This window comes from Escherichia sp. HH41S, from assembly GCF_009820115.1.
Lineage (GTDB): Bacteria > Pseudomonadota > Gammaproteobacteria > Enterobacterales > Enterobacteriaceae > Escherichia > Escherichia coli_F.
The window spans coordinates 1-26760 of sequence record NZ_VNXE01000067.1; the positions used below are offsets into that span (position 1 = coordinate 1).

28 protein-coding genes and 1 pseudogene are annotated in these 26760 nt (G+C 49.4%); 14 read left to right on the top strand and 15 right to left on the bottom strand.

Annotated elements, in window-relative coordinates:
* Positions 1-117: autotransporter outer membrane beta-barrel domain-containing protein (locus tag FQZ95_RS26995; protein ID WP_123057327.1), on the top strand; the 117-nt coding region annotated here is incomplete at its 5' end.
* Positions 118-483: 366 nt separating this feature from the next.
* Here the strand turns inward: FQZ95_RS26995 and minE are convergent.
* Genes minE through minC form a run of 3 tightly spaced genes read right to left on the bottom strand, consistent with a single transcriptional unit; the run spans position 484 to position 2285 of the window.
* Positions 484-750, bottom strand: coding sequence for a cell division topological specificity factor MinE (gene minE / locus FQZ95_RS13715; protein WP_001185665.1), 267 nt, complete (start codon positions 748-750; stop codon positions 484-486).
* Between the two features lie 3 nt (positions 751-753).
* Positions 754-1566 carry a septum site-determining protein MinD gene (gene minD / locus FQZ95_RS13720; protein ID WP_000101055.1) on the bottom strand — a complete coding sequence of 271 codons (813 nt, stop codon included), beginning with the start codon at positions 1564-1566 and terminating at the stop codon, positions 754-756.
* A gap of 23 nt (positions 1567-1589) precedes the next feature.
* Positions 1590-2285, bottom strand: coding sequence for a septum site-determining protein MinC (gene minC / locus FQZ95_RS13725; RefSeq protein ID WP_000072536.1), 696 nt, complete (start codon positions 2283-2285; stop codon positions 1590-1592).
* Positions 2286-2804: 519 nt separating this feature from the next.
* Between minC and FQZ95_RS13730 the strand changes: the two genes are divergently transcribed.
* Positions 2805-3173, top strand: coding sequence for a YcgJ family protein (locus tag FQZ95_RS13730; RefSeq protein WP_001056847.1), 369 nt, complete (start codon positions 2805-2807; stop codon positions 3171-3173).
* 102 nt (positions 3174-3275) lie between these two features.
* On the opposite strand, the gene pliG is transcribed toward FQZ95_RS13730, so the two are convergent.
* Positions 3276-3677: a g-type lysoyme inhibitor PliG gene (gene pliG / locus FQZ95_RS13735; protein ID WP_000693759.1), complete on the bottom strand. Its 402-nt coding sequence runs from the start codon at positions 3675-3677 to the stop codon at positions 3276-3278.
* Between the two features lie 239 nt (positions 3678-3916).
* Between pliG and FQZ95_RS13740 the strand changes: the two genes are divergently transcribed.
* From FQZ95_RS13740 to FQZ95_RS13750, 3 genes are all read left to right on the top strand, one after another.
* The gene (locus FQZ95_RS13740) at positions 3917-4210 is read left to right on the top strand and encodes a YcgL domain-containing protein (RefSeq protein WP_001297679.1); all 294 of its coding nucleotides are present in this window, start codon (positions 3917-3919) and stop codon (positions 4208-4210) included.
* A 70-nt stretch (positions 4211-4280) separates the two neighbouring features.
* On the top strand, positions 4281-4940 hold the full coding sequence (locus FQZ95_RS13745; RefSeq protein ID WP_000284282.1) for a fumarylacetoacetate hydrolase family protein: 660 nt from the start codon (positions 4281-4283) through the stop codon (positions 4938-4940).
* Positions 4941-5031: 91 nt separating this feature from the next.
* A complete protein-coding gene (locus FQZ95_RS13750) occupies positions 5032-5478 on the top strand; it encodes a YcgN family cysteine cluster protein (protein WP_024218650.1) in 447 nt (148 codons plus the stop codon).
* A 206-nt stretch (positions 5479-5684) separates the two neighbouring features.
* On the opposite strand, the gene hlyE is transcribed toward FQZ95_RS13750, so the two are convergent.
* The gene (gene hlyE, locus FQZ95_RS13755; protein ID WP_001306826.1) at positions 5685-6596 is read right to left on the bottom strand and encodes a hemolysin HlyE; all 912 of its coding nucleotides are present in this window, start codon (positions 6594-6596) and stop codon (positions 5685-5687) included.
* A gap of 371 nt (positions 6597-6967) precedes the next feature.
* Here hlyE and FQZ95_RS13760 point away from each other — a divergent pair, with 371 nt between their 5' ends.
* Together FQZ95_RS13760 and umuC are read left to right on the top strand one after the other, a co-directional pair.
* Positions 6968-7387: a translesion error-prone DNA polymerase V autoproteolytic subunit gene (locus tag FQZ95_RS13760; protein ID WP_000897378.1), complete on the top strand. Its 420-nt coding sequence runs from the start codon at positions 6968-6970 to the stop codon at positions 7385-7387.
* Positions 7387-8655, top strand: a complete 1269-nt coding sequence (gene umuC, locus FQZ95_RS13765) for a DNA polymerase V catalytic protein (protein WP_032302892.1) — start codon at positions 7387-7389, stop codon at positions 8653-8655. The genes FQZ95_RS13760 and umuC overlap by 1 nt, the downstream gene beginning before the upstream one ends.
* Positions 8656-8699: 44 nt before the next feature.
* On the opposite strand, the gene dsbB is transcribed toward umuC, so the two are convergent.
* Both dsbB and nhaB read right to left on the bottom strand, forming a co-directional pair.
* Positions 8700-9230: a disulfide bond formation protein DsbB gene (dsbB, locus tag FQZ95_RS13770; protein ID WP_000943444.1), complete on the bottom strand. Its 531-nt coding sequence runs from the start codon at positions 9228-9230 to the stop codon at positions 8700-8702.
* Positions 9231-9375: 145 nt separating this feature from the next.
* Entirely contained in the window at positions 9376-10917 is a 1542-nt protein-coding gene (nhaB, locus tag FQZ95_RS13775; RefSeq protein ID WP_088542326.1) for a Na(+)/H(+) antiporter NhaB, read from the bottom strand.
* 221 nt (positions 10918-11138) lie between these two features.
* On the opposite strand from nhaB, the gene fadR reads away from it, so the two are divergent.
* Positions 11139-11858 (top strand): fatty acid metabolism transcriptional regulator FadR, encoded by a 720-nt coding sequence (fadR, locus tag FQZ95_RS13780; RefSeq protein ID WP_000234823.1) that lies wholly within the window; start codon positions 11139-11141, stop codon positions 11856-11858.
* Positions 11859-11909: 51 nt separating this feature from the next.
* Here the strand turns inward: fadR and FQZ95_RS13785 are convergent, their stop codons facing one another.
* On the bottom strand, positions 11910-13442 hold the full coding sequence (locus tag FQZ95_RS13785; RefSeq protein ID WP_000190855.1) for a SpoVR family protein: 1533 nt from the start codon (positions 13440-13442) through the stop codon (positions 11910-11912).
* Between the two features lie 329 nt (positions 13443-13771).
* On the opposite strand from FQZ95_RS13785, the gene dadA reads away from it, so the two are divergent.
* Both dadA and dadX read left to right on the top strand, forming a co-directional pair.
* Positions 13772-15070, top strand: coding sequence for a D-amino acid dehydrogenase (gene dadA, locus FQZ95_RS13790; protein WP_001266925.1), 1299 nt, complete (start codon positions 13772-13774; stop codon positions 15068-15070).
* Between the two features lie 9 nt (positions 15071-15079).
* On the top strand, positions 15080-16150 hold the full coding sequence (dadX, locus tag FQZ95_RS13795) for a catabolic alanine racemase DadX (RefSeq protein WP_088542325.1): 1071 nt from the start codon (positions 15080-15082) through the stop codon (positions 16148-16150).
* Positions 16151-16317: 167 nt separating this feature from the next.
* Here dadX and FQZ95_RS13800 read toward each other — a convergent pair whose 3' ends face one another.
* Positions 16318-17727, bottom strand: coding sequence for a hypothetical protein (locus tag FQZ95_RS13800; RefSeq protein WP_160530302.1), 1410 nt, complete (start codon positions 17725-17727; stop codon positions 16318-16320).
* 151 nt (positions 17728-17878) lie between these two features.
* Between FQZ95_RS13800 and FQZ95_RS26170 the strand changes: the two genes are divergently transcribed.
* Positions 17879-18286 carry a hypothetical protein gene (locus tag FQZ95_RS26170; protein ID WP_186269286.1) on the top strand — a complete coding sequence of 136 codons (408 nt, stop codon included), beginning with the start codon at positions 17879-17881 and terminating at the stop codon, positions 18284-18286.
* Between the two features lie 53 nt (positions 18287-18339).
* Positions 18340-18528, top strand: coding sequence for a hypothetical protein (locus FQZ95_RS27000; protein WP_420106936.1), 189 nt, complete (start codon positions 18340-18342; stop codon positions 18526-18528).
* Here FQZ95_RS27000 and FQZ95_RS13805 read toward each other — a convergent pair.
* Together FQZ95_RS13805 and ldcA are read right to left on the bottom strand one after the other, a co-directional pair.
* Positions 18466-20136 (bottom strand): annotated as a pseudogene (locus FQZ95_RS13805) (potassium/proton antiporter); the annotation flags it as partial. The gene FQZ95_RS27000 and the pseudogene FQZ95_RS13805 overlap by 63 nt on opposite strands.
* Before the next feature lie 94 nt (positions 20137-20230).
* Entirely contained in the window at positions 20231-21145 is a 915-nt protein-coding gene (gene ldcA / locus FQZ95_RS13810) for a muramoyltetrapeptide carboxypeptidase (RefSeq protein ID WP_160530303.1), read from the bottom strand.
* A gap of 99 nt (positions 21146-21244) precedes the next feature.
* On the opposite strand from ldcA, the gene emtA reads away from it, so the two are divergent.
* Positions 21245-21856, top strand: a complete 612-nt coding sequence (emtA, locus tag FQZ95_RS13815; RefSeq protein WP_001295616.1) for a membrane-bound lytic murein transglycosylase EmtA — start codon at positions 21245-21247, stop codon at positions 21854-21856.
* Between the two features lies 1 nt (position 21857).
* On the opposite strand, the gene ycgR is transcribed toward emtA, so the two are convergent.
* Positions 21858-22592, bottom strand: coding sequence for a flagellar brake protein YcgR (gene ycgR / locus FQZ95_RS13820; protein ID WP_160530304.1), 735 nt, complete (start codon positions 22590-22592; stop codon positions 21858-21860).
* Between the two features lie 200 nt (positions 22593-22792).
* Between ycgR and FQZ95_RS13825 the strand changes: the two genes are divergently transcribed.
* Positions 22793-23047, top strand: a complete 255-nt coding sequence (locus tag FQZ95_RS13825; RefSeq protein WP_000511315.1) for a GlsB/YeaQ/YmgE family stress response membrane protein — start codon at positions 22793-22795, stop codon at positions 23045-23047.
* Positions 23048-23096: 49 nt separating this feature from the next.
* Here FQZ95_RS13825 and FQZ95_RS13830 read toward each other — a convergent pair whose 3' ends face one another.
* The 3 genes from FQZ95_RS13830 to FQZ95_RS13840 are packed head-to-tail and all read right to left on the bottom strand — an operon-like array spanning position 23097 to position 26756.
* Positions 23097-25067, bottom strand: a complete 1971-nt coding sequence (locus tag FQZ95_RS13830) for a TonB-dependent receptor plug domain-containing protein (RefSeq protein ID WP_160530305.1) — start codon at positions 25065-25067, stop codon at positions 23097-23099.
* Between the two features lie 25 nt (positions 25068-25092).
* Entirely contained in the window at positions 25093-25947 is an 855-nt protein-coding gene (modD, locus tag FQZ95_RS13835; protein ID WP_000576817.1) for a ModD protein, read from the bottom strand.
* Complete coding sequence (locus FQZ95_RS13840) at positions 25944-26756, bottom strand: class I SAM-dependent methyltransferase (protein ID WP_160530306.1); 813 nt, start codon at positions 26754-26756, stop codon at positions 25944-25946. Before FQZ95_RS13840 ends, modD begins: the two co-directional genes overlap by 4 nt.
* Between the last annotated feature and the right edge of the window lie 4 nt (positions 26757-26760).

Sequence of the window (26760 nt, forward strand, 5' to 3'; positions counted from 1 at the left end):
GGTATTAAAGCCTCATTCAGCAGTTCGTTAAGCGGGCATCTCGGGGTGGGGTATAGCCATGGTGCCGGTGTGGAATCGCCATGGAACGCGGTGGCTGGTGCGAACTGGTCGTTCTGACCATCAACGCTTAAACTGCGCTTCGGCGTAGTTTCCGTTTACAGGATGTTAAAAGGGAAAATTCTGCGGCAAAAAAAGCCCGCCAGTTACGGCGGGAAACCTCATCCTATGGGAGAACAATGAATAATGAAATTGCGGGGTTATCATCTCCCAGCATACCAATACTAACAATAAGGTTATTTACTCAGCCAGGTATAAACAATTTGTTCTGTGTGGGGGGAACGGCATTAAGGTGTAAAGGGGGGGGAAGCAATGAGTAGCATCAGCAAGAATACTCGCCGCTCTTATCAAACGTGGATGAGGGGGATGAAAAACTCAAGGCAGAGATGACTCTGCCTTGAAGATAAATGCGCTTTTACAGCGGGCTTATTTCAGCTCTTCTGCTTCCGGTAAGGTCACGTTCAGCTCAAGAATAGAAATATCGCCATCTTTTTGCTCAAGCTGTACGGTTACCATCTCAGGATCAATTTGTACGTATTTACAAATGACCTCAAGAATATCTTTACGCAACTGCGGCAGATAATGCGGTTCTGCATCGCTGCGACGGCGTTCAGCAACAATAATCTGCAGCCGTTCTTTTGCAATGTTGGCCGTGTTTTTCTTCCGCGAGAGAAAGAAATCGAGTAATGCCATAACTTATCCTCCGAACAAGCGTTTGAGGAAGCCTTTCTTCTCTTCTTCAATGAAGCGGAAAGGACGTTCTTCTCCCAACAGACGTTCTACGGTATCTGCGTAGGCTTTACCCGCATCGGCGTTAATGTCGAGAATGACCGGTTCACCCTGGTTAGAGGCGCGCAATACTGATTGATCCTCAGGAATCACGCCGACGAGTTTGATGCGCAGGATCTCCAGCACATCTTCCATGCTCAGCATGTCACCTCTGCTTACGCGGCCTGGGTTATAGCGCGTTAACAGCAGGTGCTCTTTAATAGGCTCTTCGCCATTTTCTGCGCGGCGTGATTTCGACGCCAGAATGCCTAAAATACGGTCAGAGTCGCGTACTGAGGAGACTTCCGGGTTGGTGGTAATAATGGCTTCGTCTGCAAAATAGAGTGCCATTAACGCACCGGTTTCAATCCCTGCCGGGGAGTCACAAACGATAAATTCAAAGTCCATCGCTTTCAGATCATCAAGAACTTTGGCGACCCCTTCACGGGTAAGGGCATCTTTATCGCGTGTTTGCGATGCCGGAAGAATATAGAGATTTTCAGTACGCTTATCTTTAATTAACGCCTGATTTAGCGTTGCATCGCCCTGAATGACGTTGACGAAATCGTAAACGACCCGGCGTTCACAACCCATAATCAGGTCGAGATTACGCAGGCCGATATCAAAATCTATCACGACAGTTTTCTTTCCCTTCTGGGCCAAACCAGTGGCGATGGCCGCGCTGGAGGTTGTCTTACCAACACCCCCTTTGCCCGAAGTAACAACAATAATGCGTGCCATAGAAATTCCTTGTTAAAAAGGGATCAATTTAACGGTTGAACGGTCAAAGCGTTTTCGACTAACTGTAGTCGCGCTGCTTTGCCATAAAATTCTGCTGGGATTTGATCACTCAGCCAGTATTCACCTGCGATGGACACCAGTTCCGCCATCAGGTTCGTACAAAATATTTGCGTTTCCCGGTCACCACTTGCCCCTGCCAGCGCACGACCGCGCATCATGCCATAAACATGAATGTTACCATCGGCAATCAATTCGGCCCCAGCGCTAACGTGGCTTGTAACAATCAGATCACATTGTGGAGCATAAATACGCTGACCGGAACGCACCGGGGTATCTATTAAACGCGTTTTTGTGACCGGCGTTGTATTTTGCGCTGGAGCCTGCGGTGCGGGAGCTGGACGCGGCGCTTTTTCCTTTCCTTCCGTCAGGATAGGCAGCCCCATCTTTTCAATTTCGGCTTTAAGTTGCGCATCTTTGCAGCCACTTACGCCAATAACCCGCAAACCGGTTGCCGAAACAGCCTTATGCATCGCTGACCAGTTTACCGGGTCTTCAAGTGCACTGACGTTGAGTACAACAGGGGCATGTTTTAAAAATGCGGGGGCCTGAGCGATTTTGTCTTCCAGCGCCTGATGGATAACCTTAGGTTCTGCCTCATGCAGATGAACCACAGATAAAGTGAAGCTACTGCCTTTAAGCTCGATTGGCGTGTTTGACATCCTGGCCTTACTCAATTAGCTATTAATCATCGCCAGCGCGCGATGATGTTCCGAAGACTATAAGGCATGTTATAGTCTGGATTATATTGAGGCAAGTCACCCTCCCATTTATTCAGAGTAAAAGTCTATTCTGTGATAAATGGCGCTGATTCATAGCTTAAAAAATATCCTTGTCAATCAACCTATTGCCGTCGTACTTTTGATTGTTCTTATTTACGCTTCCTTTTTCCGCACCCTAATCGTGACAGCATCTTCAGACCTGTTTAAATATCCAGTATTGAGACGAGTGTATTTTTTCACCACGCCAGGCTTTCTTAACTTTCCATTTTTTGCAGCATCATTAAAGAACAGATACCCGTTATCTTAATATCCGCCACAGAATTGCTCTATCATAGAAACCGCAGAAGACGTCTGATACTTCTGTCAGGTCATCGTAACTCGTCCAGGTCAGCGGTTTTGATTACGGATTGATGATGAAATGAGCATAAGTGTTGTACGGTTGGATTATCAGGATGTGCTATGAATATGATGCGTATTTTTTATATCGGATTGTCAGGTGTGGGGATGATGTTCTCATCAATGGCGTCTGGAAATGACGCTGGCGGACTTCAATCTCCGGCGTGCGGCGTTGTTTGCGACCCGTATATTTGTGTTAACTCAGATGGCATTTCCCCAGAGTTAACAAGGAAATATCTCGGCGAAAAAGCCGCTGAAAACTTACAATCAGTACAAGGTTACGATCCCAGCGAATTTACATTCTCTAACGGTGTATTTTGCGATGTTAAAGAAAAATTATGTCGTGATGATCGTTATTTTGGTGTGAATGGTAAGCGGAGTGGAAAAATCAATCAAACCACCACAAAGATGTTATTTATGTGTCGTGAGTGATGTCTTGTTTACATTATGTTCTATTCGTCATTAACCTCTTAAGCGACAGAGAGGAGTGGGGCGTTAACGTTTATGACGGGGAGAGTCCCCGTCGATTGACATTTACTTAATTTGAATATCAACGTTATATTTTTTAGTTTTGTTTTTACGGGCGTCGTTTCGGGTTTGCAGCACACGCAGCTCATATTTGCCAGAAGCTGGGAGTGCGTATTGTCCGTGACTATCGAGTTCTGGGGAATATCTGGATAAATCAACAGAATCATCGATCCCTGGTCCGAAGAGGTAAGTATCAGCGCCTTCATTAGAGATACTCACATGCACTTTCTGGCCTTTTTTGGCATAGAAGGTATATGTATCGTAATCATATCCCTTTATTTCGCCGGAGTACTGAGCGCTGCTATGACCTTTTCTGAACTCAACATTGACATTCTTACCTGCAGCAAAGCTCGTAGAGGTTAGCAGTGCAAGCAGCAATACACCCTTACTGATGCCCTTGATTTTCATAGGTAGTCTCCTGTTCAGAATGAGTACGATGAACTGTTATAATATAACAATTCCTTACGGGGGAATTCCAGTGGCTTTCCTGTATTCGGTAAAATCCTGGTGCGGTATTCTTGCCGGGGATTACTTATAAAGGGCGCATGGATTGAACAAACCGCAGAAATCTACAGCTGGCTGGCTTGTGGCGCGGGTTTCATTGATGTTAGCTTATGCCAAAACCTGGCATTTTAAAGAGTAAATGTATGTTTTGTGTGATTTATCGAAGCAGCAAGCGTGACCAGACCTATTTATATGTCGAAAAAAAAGACGATTTTTCGCGTGTTCCTGAGGAACTGATGAAAGGTTTTGGTCAGCCTCAGTTAGCGATGATTCTGCCGCTGGATGGGCGGAAGAAATTGGTCAATGCCGATATTGAGAAGGTTAAACTGGCATTAACCGAGCAAGGTTACTATCTGCAGTTACCGCCACCCCCCGAAGATTTGCTGAAGCAACATCTTTCCGTAATGGGGCAGAAAACAGACGACACTAACAAATAACCGATATCCGGCGGTGGCATTATCTTTGTCGGCGCGGGTTTTCATATCCACGATAAGTGAGGGGAACATTATGTATCAACATCACAACTGGCAAGGTGCGCTGCTGGATTATCCGGTGAGTAAAGTAGTCTGTGTTGGCAGTAACTATGCCAAACATATTAAAGAGATGGGCAGTGCAGTGCCCGAAGAGCCAGTGCTGTTTATTAAACCAGAGACGGCACTGTGCGATCTGCGGCAGCCATTGGCGATCCCTTCCGATTTCGGTTCAGTTCATCATGAAGTCGAACTGGCGGTGTTGATTGGCGCGACGCTACGTCAGGCTACGGAAGAGCATGTCCGCAAAGCAATTGCCGGTTACGGCGTGGCGCTCGATCTGACATTGCGTGATGTTCAGGGAAAAATGAAGAAAGCCGGGCAGCCGTGGGAAAAGGCCAAAGCGTTTGATAACTCTTGTCCGCTTTCCGGGTTTATTCCAGCGGCGGAATTCACCGGCGATCCGCAAAATACAGTGCTGGGCCTGAGCGTCAACGGCGAACAACGCCAGCAAGGTACGACTGCGGACATGATCCATAAAATCGTTCCGCTGATCGCTTATATGAGCAAGTTTTTTACCCTCAAGGCCGGTGACGTTGTGCTGACAGGCACGCCTGATGGCGTCGGCCCCTTGCAAAGCGGTGATGAGCTGACGGTTACTTTCGATGGACATTCTTTGACAACTCGCGTTTTGTAATACTTTTTGCCGCCTGAAAGCGGCGGCAAAACTTGCATCGCTGTGCCAGACTGGTTATAAGGTGCGTTTTAACGTAATGGCGGAACACCTGATGAGCGATGTACCTTTCTGGCAAAGTAAAACCCTGGACGAAATGAGCGATGCGGAATGGGAGTCGTTGTGTGATGGTTGCGGTCAGTGTTGTCTGCATAAACTAATGGACGAAGACACCGACGAAATCTACTTCACTAACGTCGCCTGTCGCCAGCTCAATATTAAAACCTGTCAATGTCGGAACTACGAGCGTCGTTTCGAGTTTGAACCCGACTGCATTAAACTAACCCGTGAAAATCTGCCAACATTCGAATGGTTGCCAATAACCTGCGCTTATCGCTTGCTGGCGGAAGGTAAAGATTTACCTGCGTGGCATCCGCTGCTTACTGGTTCGAAAGCGGCAATGCATGGCGAACGTATCTCTGTGCGTCATATCGCAGTGAAAGAATCAGAAGTGATTGACTGGCAGGATCATATCTTAAATAAACCTGACTGGGCGCAGTGATAAATTTAATAGATGTTGATGGGGGCTTTCTTAATATACGTCTGGATGCTCGCCATTTCGTAGCCCTGTTTTTGAAAGCGCTCTGTCATAATGAGAGTTACCCGATACCTTATTATTAACAGGTAACTCTCAATCTTTAAAAAACGTCTGTATTTTTAAATGTGATAAACTTTATACCTTGAGTACATGGAGAGAATAATCGCTTATCAGACTTCAGGTACCTCAAAGAGTGTCTTCTTACCGTGTCTTTTCTGATACTCATTACAGGTGTTAATCATTTTTTTTGCCGCTTCTTTTAGCAAAGAAAGCATTAAATCATCATAATCAACGTAGAATCTGGTTGTTTCAGTTTCCGTTTTTATCTCCCCGATGGCGGCTATTTCGGTGGTTAATTTCAATTTGGCAGCATCGATATCTTTATTCGCTTGTTTAACCGTGTTAGACAGGGTGGTAAAGAAACTCTGCACAGATTTTAACTTGTTCTTCAATTCTGGAATCAGTTTCCCTTCAACTACGCCCGCAGCAATAGAATAGGAAATGATTAATCCAAATGGACCGGCGACGACACCGGCTGCGGCACCGGCATACGCTTCCTTCCTGATTTTATCTACCTGTGACTGGAAATAGCTGCTTTTTTCTGAAAAATCATTGGTTAACTGGCTATCTAACGCCAGCAGTTTTCCGGAAGCGTTGTTGAAACTTTGTGAGCTTACCAGCAGAGATTTTTGCGCTTCATTCAGCTTCGTGATGCCGTCATCCAGCACCTTAATGAGAATGTCTTTCTGGGCGGATGCTTTCTTCTCATTGTACTCATCAAATAGCAAAATATATGCTGCGAGCAATTGCGTCGCAACACCACACCATTCATACACCGTTTGGGTTGCTTCAAAATACTTATCCTGGCTATCCATAAGTAAGGTTTTAATATCGCCAACTAAAACGGAGGCTGCCTGTGAATACTCCTGTTTAAAGCGACTTAGCTCTTTTATGGTTTCATCGAAGGTCTGCCAGGGGATGACCTGATCGAGATATTTATTATAAAGGTCTAATGCTCCATCTGCGGTTTCGATTGCGTTTTTAACTACCTCTACCGTTTTATCTGCAACGATTTCAGTCATAATCATTCGCCTCTTTAAATATATAAATTGTAATGAAACCCCTGTTTTACAACTATTAATGAATTTTACTTCATCTAATTCATAGTTAGGCGGGTGAGATGCGTCAATGTCTTTATTTCTATTAATATGATAAATATCAAACAATGTTTAATGTCATTATGGCGAATGCTTCTATTCTATTTTTAGCCGGGTGATATTTTTCATTTCTGCTGGATGAGCGTCGTCGCCAGAAGGCCGCGTGAGCACAGGATAAGAGAACGAAAAATCAGCAGTCTATGCAGCGACAAATATTGATAGCCTGAATCAGTATTGATCTGCTGGCAAGAACAGACTACTGTATATAAAAACAGTATAACTTCAGGCAGATTATTATGTTGTTTATCAAGCCTGCGGATCTCCGCGAAATTGTGACTTTTCCGCTATTTAGCGATCTTGTTCAGTGTGGCTTTCCTTCACCGGCCGCAGATTACGTTGAACAGCGCATCGATCTGAATCAACTGTTGATCCAGCATCCCAGCGCGACTTACTTCGTCAAAGCAAGTGGTGATTCTATGATTGACGGTGGGATTAGTGACGGTGATTTACTGATTGTCGATAGCGCTATTACCGCCAGCCATGGTGATATTGTCATCGCTGCTGTTGACGGCGAGTTTACGGTGAAAAAATTGCAACTACGCCCGACAGTGCAGCTTATTCCCATGAACAGTGCATATTCACCCATTACCATCAGTAGCGAAGATACGCTGGATGTCTTTGGTGTGGTGATCCACGTCGTTAAGGCGATGCGCTGATGTTTGCCCTCTGTGATGTAAACGCGTTTTATGCCAGTTGTGAGACGGTGTTTCGCCCTGATTTATGGGGTAAACCGGTGGTTGTTTTATCTAATAACGACGGTTGTGTTATTGCCCGCAACGCCGAGGCAAAAGCGCTGGGCGTTAAAATGGGCGATCCCTGGTTCAAACAAAAAGATCTGTTTCGCCGCTGTGGCGTGGTTTGCTTTAGCAGTAACTATGAGCTTTACGCCGATATGAGCAATCGGGTGATGTCGACGCTGGAAGAGCTATCGCCCCGCGTCGAGATTTACAGTATTGATGAGGCATTCTGCGATCTGACCGGTGTGCGTAATTGTCGCGATCTGACTGATTTTGGCAGAGAAATTCGCGCAACGGTGCTACAACGTACCCATCTTACTGTTGGTGTGGGGATCGCCCAGACCAAAACGCTGGCTAAGCTTGCCAATCATGCGGCAAAAAAATGGCAGCGGCAGACGGGTGGGGTGGTGGATTTATCAAATCTGGAACGCCAGCGTAAATTAATGTCTGCTCTCCCCGTGGATGAAGTCTGGGGGATTGGACGGCGGATCAGCAAAAAACTGGACGCGATGGGGATCAAAACCGTTCTCGATTTGGCGGATACAGATATCCGGTTTATCCGTAAACATTTTAATGTAGTGCTCGAAAGAACGGTGCGTGAACTGCGCGGCGAACCCTGTTTGCAGCTGGAAGAGTTTGCACCGACGAAGCAGGAAATTATCTGTTCCCGCTCGTTTGGTGAACGCATCACGGATTATACGTCGATGCGGCAGGCCATTTGTAGTTACGCTGCCCGGGCGGCGGAAAAACTTCGCAGCGAGCATCAATATTGTCGGTTTATCTCCACGTTTATTAAGACGTCACCATTTGCGCTCAATGAACCTTATTACGGCAATAGCGCGTCGGTAAAACTGCTGACGCCCACTCAGGACAGCAGGGATATCATTAACGCCGCTACGCGATCTCTGGATGCCATCTGGCAAGCGGGCCATCGCTACCAAAAAGCGGGCGTGATGCTGGGGGATTTCTTCAGTCAGGGAGTCGCGCAGCTCAATTTATTCGATGACAACGCACCGCGTCCCGGGAGTGAGCAATTGATGACGGTGATGGATACGCTGAATGCCAAAGAGGGCAGAGGAACACTCTATTTTGCCGGGCAGGGGATCCAGCAACAATGGCAGATGAAGCGTGCCATGCTTTCACCACGTTATACAACACGAAGTACGGATTTACTGCGGGTCAAATGAACATAGCGGCAGCAAAAAGCGCTCCCGCAGGAGCGCCAAATGGATTAGCGACCGAACAGGTCACGTTTTTTCGCTTTAAACGGCTGGGAAATCACCACCAGCACCGCGACAATGAGGTAAGCGATAAAAATACCGAGCAGCCACTGCGGCATTTCCAGACCTAAAAATTCCCACTGACGCTCGGCACAATCGCCAGAGGCGACAAACACTTGCGGTACCCATTTATCCAGCGGCAGCCAGTCAGGGAAACGAACCATAAAATCACAGGTCGCAAACGGCGAAGGATAGAGCTGAAGCATGGTGTGCTCGTAAGTTAACTGCACACCGCGGAACGCACTATACAACCAGATAATCATCGCTACATAACGCAGCGGAGTTTTCGGGGCGATCGCGCCAATCAGCGCAGCACCCAGAATGCCGAATAATGCGCAGCGTTCATAAATACAGAGCACGCAAGGTTTCAGTAACATCACATGCTGGAACCACAGCGCCGTCAGTTCCAGTGCCAGAGCGGTAAACGCCATCAACAGCCACGCGCCCCGACCTTGTGAACATTGATTCAAAAATCGCAACATAATCATTTCCCTGCAATATGCATAGAGTGCGCAGTTTAAACCAATTCATTCGCTGCGCCACCAGGAGGCAGCAAAAATAGGAGGTAATTGGACAATTATCGGGCGAAAAGGCAAACCGGGCATTTATATGCCCGGTAAGTTGTTATCAAAGCGTTGCTATCCAGCCCATTTGCATAAACCATTCGGTTACAGGGGCAAGCGTAAACTCGACGCAAAGTAGTCCGACGAGTGTCAGGACGAAGGTGTAAGGCAGGGCCATCCACACCATGCGGCCATAAGAGAGGCGAATCAATGGCGCGAGTGCGGAGGTCAGCAGGAACAGGAACGCAGCCTGACCGTTCGGCGTAGCGACAGAGGGCAGATTGGTACCGGTATTAATGGCGACCGCCAGCAGCTCGTATTGCTTCAACGTGATAGCGCCACTTTCCATTGCCGCTTTCGCTTCGTTGATATAAATCGTCCCCACGAAGACGTTATCCGAAATGGATGACAGCAGACCGTTGAAAATATAGAACAGCGACAGCTGAGCATGTTCCGATGCCTGCAACACAAACTGAATAATCGGCGAAAACAGTTGTTGGTCGATAATCACCGCGACTACCGAGAAAAACACCGTCAACAGTGCGGTGAATGGCAGAGATTCGGTGAAGGCTTTACCGATAGCATGTTCATCGGTGACACCGGTCAATGATGTCGCCAGAATAATGACTGACAAACCAATCAAGCCAACCTCCGCCAGATGCAACGCCAGCGCGGTGACCAGCCAGACGCCGATAATCGCCTGGACAATCAGACGAATTTTATCCTGACGGGTACGCTGGTGGCGACTTTGATCGTCAAACTGTTGCAGCACTTCGCGGACTTTCTCCGGCAGCGTTTCGCCGTAGCCAAACCAACGTAGCTTCTCCACCAGCAGGCAGGTCAACAGGCCACAAATCAGAACTGGAACGGTCACCGGCGACATGCGCAGGAAGAAATCGCCAAAATGCCAGCCAGCCGCTTTAGCGATGATCAGGTTCTGTGGTTCGCCCACCATGGTCATCACGCCGCCTAATGCGGTGCCAACACCGGCATGCATCATCAGGCTACGCAGAAAGCCACGGAACTGTTCCAGAACCACTTTGTAATGCTTGTCGATATGACTATCGTCTTGCAGGTCGGTATCTTCAGTACGGGAAGAGGCTACGCGGTGATAAATACCATAAAAACCGACGGCAACGCTGATCACCACCGCCACGACGGTTAAGGCATCGAGGAACGCGGAGAGGAACGCCGCTGCCACGCAAAAAGAGAGCGACAGCAGCATTTTGGAGCGAATGCTTAACAGCAAACGGGTAAATATGAACAGCAACAGCTGTTTCATAAAATAGATACCCGCCACCATAAACATCAGTAACAGCAAGACTTCAAGATTTGCCGCCACCTCTTCACGGACGTGTTCCGCGCTGGTCATGCCGATGAATACCGCTTCGATAGCCAACAGGCCACCGGGGAGTAGCGGGTAGCATTTCAGGGCCATCGCCAGAGTGAAAATAAATTCCGCTACCAGCAACCAGCCAGCGACGAAAGGGCTGATGAGGAAAATTAACGGATTTACGATTAAGAAAATGATGAGGGCGAGTTTGTACCAGTCGGGGGACTGGCCCAAAAAATTGCGCCATAGCGCGCGGCCCCAGGAGATCTCCATGATGGTTTCCCTTACCTTACAAATAATCAATGATGTTTTTATGTTTAAACGCAAAGCTTAACGGTCAGGCAGGAGTGAGGCAAGTCTTGATAGTCAAGGGTAAAGAGATGCGGAAAATGAAGCCTTGATCCCTTTTTTCTTCTTTTTGTCTGCTATCAGCGTAGTTAGCCCTCTGGTATGATGAGTCCAACTTTGTTTTGCTGTGTTATGGAAATCTCACTATGGTCATTAAGGCGCAAAGCCCGGCGGGTTTCGCGGAAGAGTACATTATTGAAAGTATCTGGAATAACCGCTTCCCTCCCGGGACTATTTTGCCCGCAGAACGTGAACTTTCAGAATTAATTGGCGTAACGCGTACTACGTTACGTGAAGTGTTACAGCGTCTGGCACGAGATGGCTGGTTGACCATTCAACATGGCAAGCCGACGAAGGTGAATAATTTCTGGGAAACTTCCGGTTTAAATATCCTTGAAACACTGGCGCGACTGGATCACGAAAGTGTGCCGCAGCTTATTGATAATTTGCTGTCGGTGCGTACCAATATTTCAACGATTTTTATTCGCACCGCGTTTCGTCAGCATCCCGATAAAGCGCAGGAAGTGCTGGCTACCGCTAATGAAGTGGCCGATCACGCCGATGCCTTTGCCGAGCTGGATTACAACATATTCCGCGGTCTGGCGTTTGCTTCCGGCAACCCGATTTACGGTCTGATCCTTAACGGGATGAAAGGGCTGTATACGCGCATTGGTCGTCACTATTTCGCCAATCCGGAAGCGCGCAGTCTGGCGCTGGGCTTCTACCACAAACTGTCGGCGTTGTGCAGTGAAGGCGCACACGATCAGGTATACGAAACAGTGCGTCGCTATGGGCATGAGAGCGGCGAGATTTGGCACCGGATGCAGAAAAATCTGCCGGGTGATTTAGCTATTCAGGGGCGATAATCCCTTCCGTTTAAAAAGCAAACCCCTCAAACGAGGGGTTTTTTGTTGTTTTTACAGATTTCCCATTCTCGGCGGGCAACGTTCCAGCAACTCGACGCTGCCGTCTTCGTTTTGCTGTTCCAGCATCACATCAAATCCCCACAGGCGATGCACATGCTTCAGCACTTCTTTGCGCCCCCGATCCAGCGGTGCGCGATTATGTGGAATGTAACGCAGCGTCAGCGAACGGTCGCCGCGCAAATCCACGTTCCAGATCTGAATATTCGGCTCCAGATTACTTAAATTATATTGCGACGATAACCGGTTACGGATCTCCCGATAACCTTCTTCATTATGAATAGCGGAAATCTCCAGATAATTATGGCGATCGTCATCCAGCACGGTGAAGAAGCGGAAATCACGCATCACTTTCGGTGACAGGAACTGGCTGATAAAACTCTCATCTTTGAAATCACGCATCGCAAAATGCAATGTTTCCAGCCAGTCAGAACCGGCGATATCCGGGAACCAGTATTTGTCTTCTTCCGTCGGCGACTGACAAATCCGTTTAATATCCTGGAACATGGCGAAACCAAGCGCATACGGGTTTATTCCGCTGTACCACGGGCTGTTATAGGGCGGCTGGAAAACCACATTGGTGTGGCTGTGCAAAAACTCCAGCATAAAACGTTCCGTCACTTTCCCTTCATCATACAGATGATTAAGGATGGTGTAGTGCCAGAAGGTCGCCCAGCCTTCGTTCATTACCTGAGTCTGTTTTTGCGGATAAAAATACTGGCTCACCTTACGCACAATACGCAGAATTTCACGCTGCCATGATTCCAGCAGGGGTGCATTTTTCTCCATAAAATAGAGCAGGTTTTCTTGTGGCTCGGACGGATAGCGGCGCGCTTCAGCAACCGTTTTCTCTTCCTCGCGCTTCGGCAGGGTACGCCAGAGCATATTGACCTGACTTTGCAGATACTCTTCGCGACTTTTCTGCCGGGCTTTTTCTTCTTGCAGCGAGATTTTTTGCGGGCGTTTGTACCGATCCACACCGTAGTTCATCAGCGCATGACAGGAGTCAAGAAGCCGCTCTACTTCATCTACGCCATAACGTTCTTCGCACTCGGTAATATATTTACGGGCAAAAATCAGATAATCGACAATCGAACTGGCGTCGGTCCAGCTACGGAATAAGTAATTGTTTTTGAAGAAAGAGTTATGCCCATAGCAGGCGTGGGCCATCACAAGTGCCTGCATGGTGATAGTGTTCTCTTCCATCAGGTAAGCGATACACGGGTTAGAGTTAATGACGATTTCATAGGCCAGTCCTTGCTGACCGTGCTTATACAGCCGTTCAGTCTCGATAAACTTTTTACCGAATGACCAGTGTGGATAGTTAATTGGCATGCCGACGCTGGAGTAGGCATCCATCATCTGTTCTGAGGTGATCACTTCAATCTGGTGCGGGTAGGTATCCAGCCGATAGAGTTTCGCTACCCGGTCTATCTCTGCCAGATAAACATCCAGCAGGTCAAACGTCCAGTCGGGTCCATCGCTCAAACGTGTGGTGTCCTTATTCATAGAATCGATCGTCGCCATACGCGCACCTCATTGTTGTCGGTGCTCTCTGTGTGGAACACCTCATTTCAAGCATAGAACACCTGTTAAAAACCGCGTCGCCGAAGAATTTTTTTCTTTGCGATTTCTTATTATCAGAGTGCCAGTAATTCGCTTCTGAGCGGAATTTTATGCTGGTTAAAAAGGGTGTTCAGCAGGAGATACTAAAGATGCCATATTGCTGCAGAGTCAGGGAGATGTGAGCCAGCTCACCATAAAAAAGCCGTATGTTGAATAATATTTTCAACTGAGTTATCAAGATGTAATTAGATTATTGTTCTTTTACTGTATCTACCGTTATCGGAGTGGCTATGCGAGTTGTCATACTGGGAAGTGGTGTGGTAGGCGTTGCCAGCGCCTGGTACTTAAATCAGGCAGGACATGAGGTCACCGTCATTGATAGGGAGTCAGGAGCCGCCCTGGAAACCAGTGCTGCGAATGCCGGGCAAATTTCCCCCGGCTATGCTGCGCCGTGGGCAGCGCCAGGTGTACCTTTAAAAGCGATTAAATGGATGTTCCAGCGCCATGCGCCGCTGGCGGTTCGTCTCGACGGTACGCAGTTCCAGTTGAAATGGATGTGGCAAATGTTACGTAACTGTGACACCAGCCACTACATGGAAAACAAAGGGCGGATGGTGCGTCTGGCGGAATACAGCCGTGATTGCCTGAAAGCATTGCGCGCCGAAACTCATATTCAGTATGAAGGGCGGCAGGGCGGGACGCTGCAACTGTTCCGTACAGAACAACAATATGAAAACGCCACTCGCGATATCGCCGTGCTGGAGGATGCAGGCGTACCGTATCAACTGCTGGAATCCAGCCGCTTGGCGGAAGTAGAGCCCGCGTTGGCGGAAGTGGCGCACAAACTGACGGGCGGCCTGCAGTTACCCAATGACGAAACCGGAGACTGCCAGCTGTTTACCCAGAATCTGGCGCGGATGGCAGAGCAGGCGGGGGTTAAATTCCGCTTTAATACGCCTGTTGACCAACTGCTTTGCGACGGCGAGCAAATCTACGGCGTGAAGTGTGGCGATGAAGTGATTAAGGCCGATGCATATGTGATGGCATTTGGTTCTTACTCGACGGCGATGCTCAAAGGCATTGTTGATATTCCGGTGTATCCGCTGAAAGGCTACTCGCTGACTATTCCGATTGCACAGGAAGATGGTGCGCCGGTGTCTACCATCCTTGATGAAACCTACAAAATCGCCATTACCCGTTTCGATAACCGCATTCGTGTTGGTGGAATGGCGGAAATTGTTGGCTTTAACACCGAGCTGTTGCAACCGCGTCGTGAAACGCTGGAGATGGTGGTTCGCGATCTCTATCCACGCGGCGGTCATGTCGAGCAGGCCACATTCTGGACTGGTCTGCGCCCGATGACGCCAGACGGTACGCCGGTTGTGGGGCGTACACGTTTTAAAAATCTGTGGCTGAATACCGGTCACGGTACGCTCGGCTGGACGATGGCTTGCGGTTCCGGTCAGTTGTTAAGCGATCTGCTCTCTGGCCGTACGCCAGCGATCCCGTATGAGGATTTAAGCGTAGCACGCTACAGCCGTGGATTTACGCCATCACGCCCGGGCCATTTACATGGCGCGCACAGCTAAGGAAACGAGATGACCCGTCCGATACAGGCCAGCCTCGATCTGCAGGCATTAAAACAGAATCTTTCCATTGTCCGGCAGGCCGCGCCGCACGCGCGTGTCTGGTCGGTGGTAAAAGCGAATGCTTACGGGCACGGTATTGAGCGTATCTGGAGCGCGCTAGGGGCCACCGATGGCTTTGCATTACTTAATCTGGAAGAGGCAATAACGTTACGTGAGCGCGGCTGGAAAGGACCGATCCTGATGCTGGAGGGTTTTTTCCATGCACAGGATCTGGAAATTTATGACCAGTACCGCCTGACCACCTGCGTCCACAGCAACTGGCAGCTCAAAGCACTGCAAAATGCGCGGCTAAAAGCGCCGTTGGATATTTATCTTAAAGTGAACAGTGGGATGAATCGGTTGGGCTTCCAGCCCGATCGTGTGCTTACCGTCTGGCAGCAGCTGCGGGCGATGGCGAATGTTGGCGAAATGACTCTGATGTCGCATTTTGCCGAGGCGGAGCATCCTGATGGGATTGCCGGCGCAATGGCGCGTATTGAGCAGGCGGCGGAAGGGCTGGAATGTCGGCGTTCATTGTCCAATTCGGCGGCGACTCTGTGGCATCCGGAAGCGCATTTTGACTGGGTTCGGCCTGGCATTATTTTGTATGGTGCTTCGCCGTCGGGTCAGTGGCGCGATATCGCCAATACCGGATTACGTCCGGTAATGACGCTAAGCAGTGAGATTATTGGTGTCCAGACGCTAAAAGCGGGTGAGCGTGTGGGCTATGGCGGTCGCTATACTGCGCGCGATGAGCAACGAATCGGCATTGTTGCCGCAGGATACGCCGACGGTTATCCGCGCCACGCGCCTACCGGTACACCTGTTTTAGTCGACGGCGTGCGTACCATGACGGTGGGGACAGTCTCGATGGATATGCTGGCGGTCGATTTAACGCCTTGCCCGCAGGCGGGTATTGGTACACCGGTTGAGCTGTGGGGCAAGGAGATCAAAATTGATGATGTCGCCGCCGCTGCCGGAACCGTGGGTTATGAGTTGATGTGCGCGCTGGCGTTACGGGTCCCGGTTGTGACGGTGTAACTTGTTGTAAGCCGGATCGGAGGCAGTGTCTTCTGGTTGCAAAAAAATCATCCATCCGGCTGGTCAGCAACTTTCGCTGTTAATGTGACAGAGCCATTTTCCATGATAGTGCCCATTAAAATGATGGACACTATTTCCCCGGAACCTGAGCTCACCGCACAGGCGTTCTACATAAAACGCTTACGCTTCATTGTTGACTCGAACTCGACTTCAGATAAATCACGCTTTACCCTTAATGCAGATTCGGGTTCATGTTCAGAATGTTGATTAACAGGCTGCGAGTCCTGTTGTCTTTCCAGACTCAACAGGCCCAACTGCTGATCCAGGAGCTCCAGGTCCTCCTGTACCTTCACGCGCTCCAGGAGTACCGGATCCTCCAGGTGCTCCAGAGCCATCAGGTCCTCCAGGTCCTCCAGCTCCTCGAGTCCCTCCAGGTCAAACTGGCCTTCCTTGCGCAAAAAGTCTAAAAGGTCCACCAGGCCCTCCTGGTTTTTCAGGCCCTCGACGGCTTTGAGCAGCGTCGGTAAATTGTCTTTGTCCCAAGGGTTACTGTTACAGTCAAACAACTTCAGGCTATGGGGCTGCGGCACCGATATCGTTTTAAACTGGTTGTGACCACAGTAGTATATTATTAGCTTGGGCGGCAGCCGTGGTGCAGAGATCAAATCGTTACTAGAACAGTCAAATACTTTCAGGCGAGTCAAGTTCTCCAGCATCTCATCAGGTATTGAGTTAATATTGTTGCCGGCACAGGATAGTTTATACAGGTACTGGGGCATCGACGGCGGTAAAAATTGCAAGAAGTTTTCAGAACAGTTAATTACTCTCAGGTTAGTCGACAGCTCAGGTAGCCAGATAATATAGTTTTCACAGCACTTCAGTATCATCAGTTTCGGGGGCTGCACCTTTGGTAACAAGATCAAAACGTTATCCATACACTCAAGCACCCTCAGTTCCTTCGGCAACATCTTCGGTAATGCGGACAACACGTTATTATTGCAGTAAAATTTCATCAGAAGTGGAGGCAAATTTTCAGGGAGTGAGGTCAATCCAAGATCGCTAAGATTGAGCATAATTTGTCTATTTATGAGACATTCCTTCATTCTGCGCAATGCCTCTGCCCGGTTTTCAGTTCGGTTTGCTGGCAGGTTTTCTTCCAGGATATTTTTCAGGATTTCTTTCACGTCTTCTTGTGATATTTCTGGCACTTTTTTTTGCAGGATTTCTTGCTGGGTTTCTTTCAGAGTTTCGTGCAGGTTTTCTTGCAGACCATCTTGCTGTATAGCCCATGTGCACCATTCGGCGACCAACCTGAACTCGTTATATTGCGGATCCGGAGAGGCCTCCAACGTGATGGTAATATTGTTTTCCATCTGTATTTTCACTTTGTCCGCGTTACTGAGGTCAATGATCCTCTGGGGGGCATCACCCCAGCGAAATTTTTGCGGGCCGAGATACTGCATGTTCCGCAAAAGATGATTCTTGAATTCCACCGTCAGTAAGCGCCGCCCTGACGGGTGTACGCCTGTGTTATAGGAAGATGGGGCGAATAGGCGTATGTCTTTAATGCTGGCCATAATGCTATGCATCCTTGAAATAAATATCCTCTGGCAGCGCCGAAGACGTGAATGTGGTCACCGCAAAGGTGCCACAAAACGTCATTTGCGCTGATATAACGACTCATCGTTGACTTTTCCCGGGTCAGAAATGCCGTGTCGGGTCTGGTACATGCGTAACAGATCTGAACAAGTTTTATTACGGCCCAGGCAGCGTAGACGTATTAAAGAAAATACGAGAGCGAACGACCCGGAAATAATCGTTATTAAGCAAAAGAATAACTATAAGAAATCGCTCATTTATCCGGTGTTACAGGCGGATGAAACGCCACTACAGATACAGGGCAGTCTGATACGCGTATTGGTTCTCTATGGGCTATTTCAGCGCGGCAGGATGTGTGGGGGAATATTTTCGGGCGATGCCAGGCAGGGGCCCCTGATGGTTGACGGGTATACCGGTAATGCGGGGCTGGTTATTCTTCACCTGTTGCAGTCAGAAGAAGCCCTTACGCTGACTTTCTTGAGCCGGTGTTTTGAATTTATTAGCCAGAGCCTGCATGGTTTGTCATCCATAATTTAACCTTCTTCTGATGTTGGTATGAGCATATCAAAATCAGGAAATGACAAGTTTATATGCAGGCTCAGGCTGCGTTGTGCAAAGCATCGCATCCGGGGATAGATGCTGCATTAAATTTAAGATTCAGCTTCCTCTTCAGCCACCCGTACGCCAATCTTCAACACTTCATTATCTTCTTTCTCGGCCACCGTCCAGATCATCCCGGCAAACTCTACCTGGTCACCGACAACCGGTGCCGCGCCTAACAACTGCTGGACAATTTCACCCAGCGTTTGCTGCTTATCACGATATTCTCGCCCGTCTTCCAGGCCATATATCAGCGCCACATCAGCATATTTAGCGCTGGCTTCGAGAATGAAGTCACCAAAGAAGCGTTGATCCAGCGCGACAGGTGGCGACTGGCTGAACAGTTTACCGAGTGCCGGGAGATCGCGTTCCCGACCAATTACACACAACACATCGCCTTCGCGCAGTCGGGTGCTGCCGGTGGGATGAAGCAACTGGTTATCACGAAACAGTGCCGCAATACGCGTCTCTTTTGGCATATGCAGATCGCGCAGTGCCGCGCCCACGCACCATTTATCGGCACTCAATTGATAAACAAACTGCTCCCATGGATTTTCCGGATGAATATCCAGGCCAACGCGTGACACCGGACGCCCCACTGGTGGAACGACCACTTTAGCTTTTTTCGCCGCCCACGAGAGTGATGTTCCCTGCAAGAGCAGTGAAACCAGAACCACAAAGAAGGCGACATTAAAGAACAGTCGCGCATTCTCCAGCCCCGCCATCATCGGGAACACGGCCAGGATGATTGGCACCGCGCCGCGTAATCCCACCCAGCTGATAAACACGCGCTCACGCAGATTAAAACCACGGAACGGTAGCAATCCGGCAAATACCGAAAGAGGACGAGCGAAGAATATCATCCATGCGGACAAAATGAGCGCCGGAATGGCAATAGGCAGCAGATCGCTTGGGTTAACCAACAGCCCCAGCACCAGGAACATGGCGATTTGTGCCAGCCAGGCAAGGCCGTCGAAATTTTGCAGAATGCCGTAGCGGTTGCGAATTGGCCGATTACCCAGCAGAAAACCGCACAGATAAACAGCCAGAATACCGCTGCCTTCCAGCGCCGTGGTTAAAGCAAAAATTAAAATACCGCCGCTTAATGCCAGCAATGGATATAAACCGGCGGGCAGGGCGATGCGATTAATCATTTGCAGCAGTAAATAACCACCGCCAAGACCGATGACAATCCCGAGGCCAAATTGCTGCAGAATATCGACCACGAACATCCAGCTGACACTGCTTTCATGCTGCTGGATCATCGCAATCAGGGTAATCGTCAGAAAGACCGCCATTGGGTCATTACTGCCGGACTCTATCTCCAGCGTCGAGCCAACACGTTCATTAAGCCCCTTACCACCCAGTAAAGAAAAGACCGCCGCAGCATCGGTGGAGCCGACGATAGCGCCGATTAATAAACCTTCGATCAAATCAAGATTAAACAGCCACGCCGCCATCATGCCGGTTAAACCAGAGGTGATAAGCACGCCCAGCGTCGCCAGTGACAGCGCCGGTCCTAGCGCGACGCGAAAGGAGCTGGCCTGAGTGCGCATCCCGCCGTCGAGCAAAATAATCGCCAGCGCCAGGTTACTTACCATGTAGGCGAAGGGGTAATTATCAAACGGGATACCGCCGACGCCATCGACTCCCGCCAGCATGCCGATCGCCAGGAAAATAACCAGAATAGGAATGCCAAGACGGGAAGAAAATGAACTAAGTAAAATACTGCTGGTGACAAGGATGGATCCTAAGATGAAAAGGCTAATTATTGTTGTGGCATCCAACGGTCGGTTACTCCTGATTACGCTGTCTCTTATATAAACCCTACCATATTAGCGGCAGAGACAGCGTTTTACTTAGCCCTGAAGCGTGATTTTTTTACATTTTAAGAACAGGATGACCGTTAATCGTCAACTGAGTGCCTTCCTGGGTGTTATTAAGAATGGCATGTGCGCCCAACGGCAGCGTAACCGTACGTTGTTCATGACCAAAATCGAGGCCGGTAATGAGTGGAATCGACAGGCGGGAACGCAAAAACGCGTACACTGACTCCAGGTTGTAACCTGCGTCATAATCATTGGGCGTGCTGCCGCTAAAGCTACCGAGAATAATCGCCTTCTGACGTGGCAAAATTCCAGCATGATAGAGCTGCAACAGCATACGTTCGACGCGGAAAGGGTGCTCGTTAATATCTTCCAGCACCAGAACACCATTCTCAATTTGTGGCATCCATGGTGTGCCGATCAGAGAAATGAGCATCGCAAGATTGCCTCCCCATAACGTGCCTTCGGTCTGACATGTCGGGCCTTCCCCTTGCCATTCAAGGGTGAAGGTTTCATTGCGTAACGCCAGCCAGAAGTGGTGTTCGGTAAAGGCGTTCAGCTCATCCGCGCCAAAGTTTGCCACCAGCATCGGGCCGCTAAAGGTGATGACATTGCCTTGTGCCAGTAGACCGCACTGAATGGCCGTAAAATCGCTATGACCGCAAATGAGCAACGGGTCATGTTGTTGGCGAGCCGCCAGTGCCTGCCAGTCAATATCCGCCAGTAAACGACTGGCACCGTAACCACCGCGTACAGCCAGCACGATAGTGTTGGGGGTAGTGAGTTTGGCAAGGGAATTGAGATCTTCCAGACGCTCCGTTTCCGTACCCGCAAAACGCTCACAACGACGGGCAATAACCTCGACGTTATTGACCTGATGCCCCGCGTCGGTAAGGCGCTGGATACCACGCAGCGCATCGTGTTGTTTTATGCAGTAACCCGATGGGGCTATTAAGTGAAACAGAGACATGGCAATTCCTTGCTGACAACAGAAACGAAATGTATATCATGCCGCTTAGGTGTGCCGTTGTCACCTCAACGGCGATTCCAGGCTATAAGGATAGAAGAAGTGAAATTAAGATGGTTTGCCTTTTTGATTGTGTTATTAGCGGGTTGTTCATCAAAGCATGACTACACGAACCCGCCGTGGAACGCGAAAGTTCCGGTGCAACGTGCGATGCAGTGGATGCCAATAAGCCAGAAAGCCGGTGCAGCCTGGGGCGTCGATCCACAATTGATCACGGCGATTATCGCTATCGAATCGGGTGGTAATCCGAACGCGGTGAGTAAATCGAATGCCATTGGTTTGATGCAGTTAAAAGCTTCAACCTCCGGACGTGATGTTTATCGCCGTATGGGCTGGAGCGGTGAGCCGACGACCAGCGAGCTGAAAAATCCAGAACGTAATATTTCAATGGGCGCGGCTTACCTGAATATTCTGGAAACCGGCCCGCTGGCAGGCATTGAAGATCCGAAGGTACTGCAATATGCGCTGGTGGTGTCATATGCTAACGGGGCAGGTGCGTTGTTACGGACTTTCTCGTCAGATCGGAAAAAGGCGATCAGCAAAATCAACGATCTGGATGCTGACGAGTTCCTCGACCATGTAGCACGAAATCATCCTGCGCCGCAGGCACCGCGCTATATCTACAAACTTGAGCAGGCACTGGACGCGATGTAAATCAGTCGCGCACTTTGGTCGCTTTCTCCCGGGCTTCCCGCTCGAGAGAGAAAATAATCCGCTGTAATTGCCGCTCCACCGTCGGGCTGACGTTAAGAAAACGGAAGCTCAGACGGGGAGTGGTGATGGTTTCATTCTTGCCATCAATCACTTTGCGCTCGCTGATTGAGATTAACTGGGCGTCAAAGTTAAAAACACCCCATTGCCCCATGTTGACTTCAATCTGAGCGAAGCGCATGCCTTCGTGCAATCCGGCAGGCTTTGCCGTTTCCAGTAATGCGCCCATGCCGCCTAACGACAAATCATACAGGCGGAAACGTAACGTACTGTTATCCGCCAGTTTGGTCTGGCAAAAATAAGGCGGATGGAGTGGGGCGGAGATGCGGAAATATCGGCGTCGTTGTACAAACCACAAGGTGGGAGGCGGTACGGTAATAAATGCCGGAAGCTGCAAGTATTCACTCTGCTGTAGTTGTTCAACAGTAAATTCGACTTTCGCGCCCTGGGTTTCGGCGGTAATGGTAATGTGCTGCGCCTTTAACACAGCGTTGTTATCTTCGGCTTGACTGCCGAAATCCAGCACCAGTTTATCCGGGGTTATTGCCAGTATTTTGCTGATCAGCTGCCCGCCATTCCAGCTGATACGCAAAGGAATTGCGGCTTTGTGCAAATCGCGTAACACGCCCAGGACGGCTAACGGATTTTGTTTCAGGAACTGCTCATGGTAATGACTCACGCGGAAAAACTCCTGACTGACAAACTGTCTTTGGTTTATCGGTCACAGTTAACAAAACTTAATACAAATGCGTGAATATTTTTTACATGTTGTTCTTAAATCAGCCGACAAACGCCCAGCATCGATCCCGCCCTTGCCTATACTTAGAGCGTTGACGTAAGCATTTCTTGCGTCCGATTCATCGAAACGAGGGCCTGAACATGGGAATTATTGCCTGGATTATTTTTGGCCTGATAGCCGGCATTATCGCCAAGCTAATCATGCCGGGGCGTGATGGTGGTGGATTTTTCCTGACCTGTATTCTTGGGATAGTCGGTGCGGTGGTCGGCGGCTGGCTGGCGACCATGTTTGGCATTGGCGGCTCCATCAGCGGTTTTAATTTGCACAGCTTCCTGGTGGCGGTAGTGGGCGCTATCCTGGTGCTGGGTGTTTTCCGCCTCCTGCGAAGAGAATAAGATTTTCATAAGGCGGATAGCGATACAGATGTTGCTATCCGCTTTCACATCAGAACGTATATTCGACACCTGCCCAGAAATTGCGACCTTCTTCAATAAACCCTTCACTGTAGGCATATTTGGTATCAAACAGGTTATTGACCGACGCATTAACGCTGAAGCCATGACCTAAGGTGTAATCGGCTCGAATGTGGGTCACCGCAAAACCGGCGGCTTTTTGTGAACCGTCACTGTTGCTGTAGCTGGAGGAACGCGCCTCTTCCGACAGCGTTACGCTTAACGGCTCCCACGGTTTGAGAGTCATCCATGCGGTCATTGTCTGCGTTGGCAGATCGGTTATCTTGCCGATGTCTTTACGTTTGGCATCAGCGTGGATCAGGGCGTAGCTCAATCCTACATCCAGTATATTGCTGATTTTCCCCTTAATACCGGCATCCAGACCGCTGTAATCCACCGTGCCGCTGTTCTGATTTTGAATGGTATCGGCATCGATATTGTGCGAGAGGATGGCATCACTCACCCGGTTATAGTAAACGCTGACCTCAAATCCCCAGTCGTGCGTGAAGGCACCATTCCAGGTTAAATCCACCCCGCGCGCGCGTTCCGGCTTGAGCTGCGGGTTAACAATCGCTATCTGGTTATACGCAGGTTTGGACGTGGTATAGCGTTCTTTCAGCGTCGGAAAGCGTGTGCGGTCATAGTACGAAAGCGCCAGCGTGTCTTCATTGGCAAAGTGGTATTTCCCCATCACCTGCCAGTTAAAAGCTGACTGATTGTTGTCGTCATAATGGGTGATACTGCCATCTTTCTCATGTTTTTTCGCTTCTACGCTATCGCGCCAGTCATAGCTGATTCCAGCCACGACATCGACATTATCGGCAGCAGCCCATTGATATTCACTGGCGAGCGACCAGGTACGATCTTCATAGCGATCGTAAGCGGCGTGCGGCGCACCTTTTTCCCGGTGTACGTCATCTTTCCAGTTAACGGCAAACGACAGCAGATCGTTTTCACGCACATCGGCTGCCAGTTGTAACCCGGCACCGTCGCTGTAATCGGAATAATGGCTGTAGCTGCCTTTTTTATTTTTCAAATCAGCCAGCGAGTTGTACATCATTAGCGTATTTTCAAAGGTGTCGCGATACAGCCGACTTTTCAGGGTAAAACGATCGTTTAGTTGGGTCGTTCCCTGATAATAAAAACTTTCTTTGTCATACTCTGGCCACTGCCAGTAGCGTGATTTCTGACCACTATTTCCACTGTATGGCGGGTTATCTTTTTCACCATCCTGCTTAATGTAAGTCAATGTGTATTCATCGTTTTCGCGTGGTGTAAAACCGAGCTTCACAATGCCGCGTTTATCATCAGCCGATGAATTAATCATCTTGCCGTGTTTGCCTGCAATATCATTATTTACACCATGCGGCAGGCCGAGAAAATCCTGCTTTAGCTGGCTACCGCTGACTTGCAAATACCCCAGATCGCTGCTGGCGGCAAATGAAGCATGCATATCGTAGGCATTGTCCTGGCTACGGCTCCATCCCTGGCGATATCCCAGATTTGCTTCCAGAGGTTTTGTTGGCTTCTGGGTGGTGATATTAATGGCTCCGCCCATCTGATTAGGCCCCTGAAGCAGCGACGAATACCCTTTGGAAACTTCAACTGCCCCCAAATTGTTGGTCAGAATCCGCGCCAGATCGAGGTTGCCGTCATAGGGAACATAAATGGGCACACCGTCGAAATAGACCGGCACCTGACGACTATCAAAGCCACGAACTTTGACCTGTTCTTCGTTGCGGCTACCTGACTTTTGCAGCACCACGCCGGGGACGACACTTAATGCCTGAGCGACATTCTGTTTATCCAGGGCCTTCATGGTGGGTTGATCGAGAATGGTGGTCGTCGTCGATGATACCGGACTGGACCATACGGTCAGCGTGTCACTCTCCTGAGCCGCTACGGCCTGCTGGGTAAAGGCAAGTGATAATGCTGTGCAGAGATAACGTTTTTTGAGTCTCATAGAATAAATTCCGTTTAACAAAGAATTAAATAGAGGCTGCGGGTTGCAGACTGACTTTAATGTCAGCTGGTGTCGCGTAATAAGGCGCGGAGGTAATAAAAAGGCGAATGCCGCAGTCGAGGTAATTTTTGAGTGTTGTCAGATTAATTCCGCCGGTCAGAGCCAGCGTGCAGTGGGGAGCCAGCGACGGTGCTATTTGCGCAATTTCAGTTGCCTGTTGCGGACTAAATTTGTCGAGCTGAAGTACGTCTGGTTGCGCGCGTAACGCGGCGATTGCCTCTTTCGGCGTGTCGGCTTCAACAACTATTTTCTTCTCGGGTGCGTGGCGACGTAACTGATTGATTGCGCCTGACCAGTCCTGATTGTCATGAAGAAAATGGCGGTGGTTGGCAAACAATAATATGGTTTCCGCACATCCGGCACGATGAATCAGTCCTCCGGCAGCCAGAATTGCCTGCGAGGCCAGTAAGCGGGTACCCGGAATTGCTTTTCGGGTGCAGGCGATATTGCCATCAGGGTAACGTTCACGAAGTAACGCCAGCATTTGAGCGAGATAATCAGAAACACCGCAACTCCACTCCAGCACATTCTGGACTGCCTTCCATCCCTGATGAAGTGCTGCGGCATTACCTTGCGCACGGATTAGCCGCTGACCCGCGTTCGCTTGTGAACCGTCGCTGACCGCGTCATCAATAGTTAATCCCAGCGTAGTTAACATCTTACACGCGACAGAAATTCCGCTGACGCAGCCGCCCTGACGGTGAAAAAACTCTATATAGCCATGCTGGTGTCCAATATTTAATGCTCGCGTGGTCAGGTCACCGCCCTGGATATCTTCCAGAAGTAACGCATCGATTTGTGCCTGAGAAAGGAAAATCATCGCAGTGCCTCTTGCGGTACGCTATCCCACCAGATGAGCGCCCAGTCGCGGCTGGCAGGGGCGAGGGCACGAGCATCTTGTTGTTGATACCAGCGATATAACCGCTCACGCTCATCGTCGTTAAGCGCGCCCAGACTCCAGCTGACGTTCTGCTCAAAACGTTCCCAGGTGCTGTTATCCTGTTGGCAATTTTGTCCACGGATAAAATCAACGTGAGCATAAATTCCCATCTGATACAGGACGTTGAGCGCAAAGATATAGTTGGGTAATTCGATCACTTCCCGACCAGCCGCCCGCTGAATGGCTGGAGAGACGAACGAGGTGCTGACCAGATGAGTCGTATAGACGCGAAGCCGTGCCTGATTATTCAGTTTGCTCATTGCCTGGCGCATATCAGCCACCAGAGTGGAGCGGGAAGCCACGGCAATATCGCAGAGTGGCAGGTCACTCCAGTCCTCTTCCCAGGCGCGCTGGATCCAGTGGACATTGTCTGCCTTTAGCGCGGCGGCGCGACGGGCGGCAACCTTCAGCATCCCCTGACTGTAATCAACGCCATAAATCGTCGTGAGTTTGTCAGCCAGCGCCAGCGATACGGTACCCGGTCCGCAGCCCATATCGAATAAGGTTTGCGCGCCTTGCAGGTCAATTTTTGAGGTCAGTTGTTGCAGGTAGCTGTCCGTAGGCGAGGCGCAATTTTCCGCCATTTTTTCCGCCCGTTGATCCCAGTGATCCGGCGTTTTTTCTGTGCGATGGGCCAGCCTGAGTTGCTGAAGGTAAAGGTCTGCAAAATCAATATCATCAATGAGCATGATT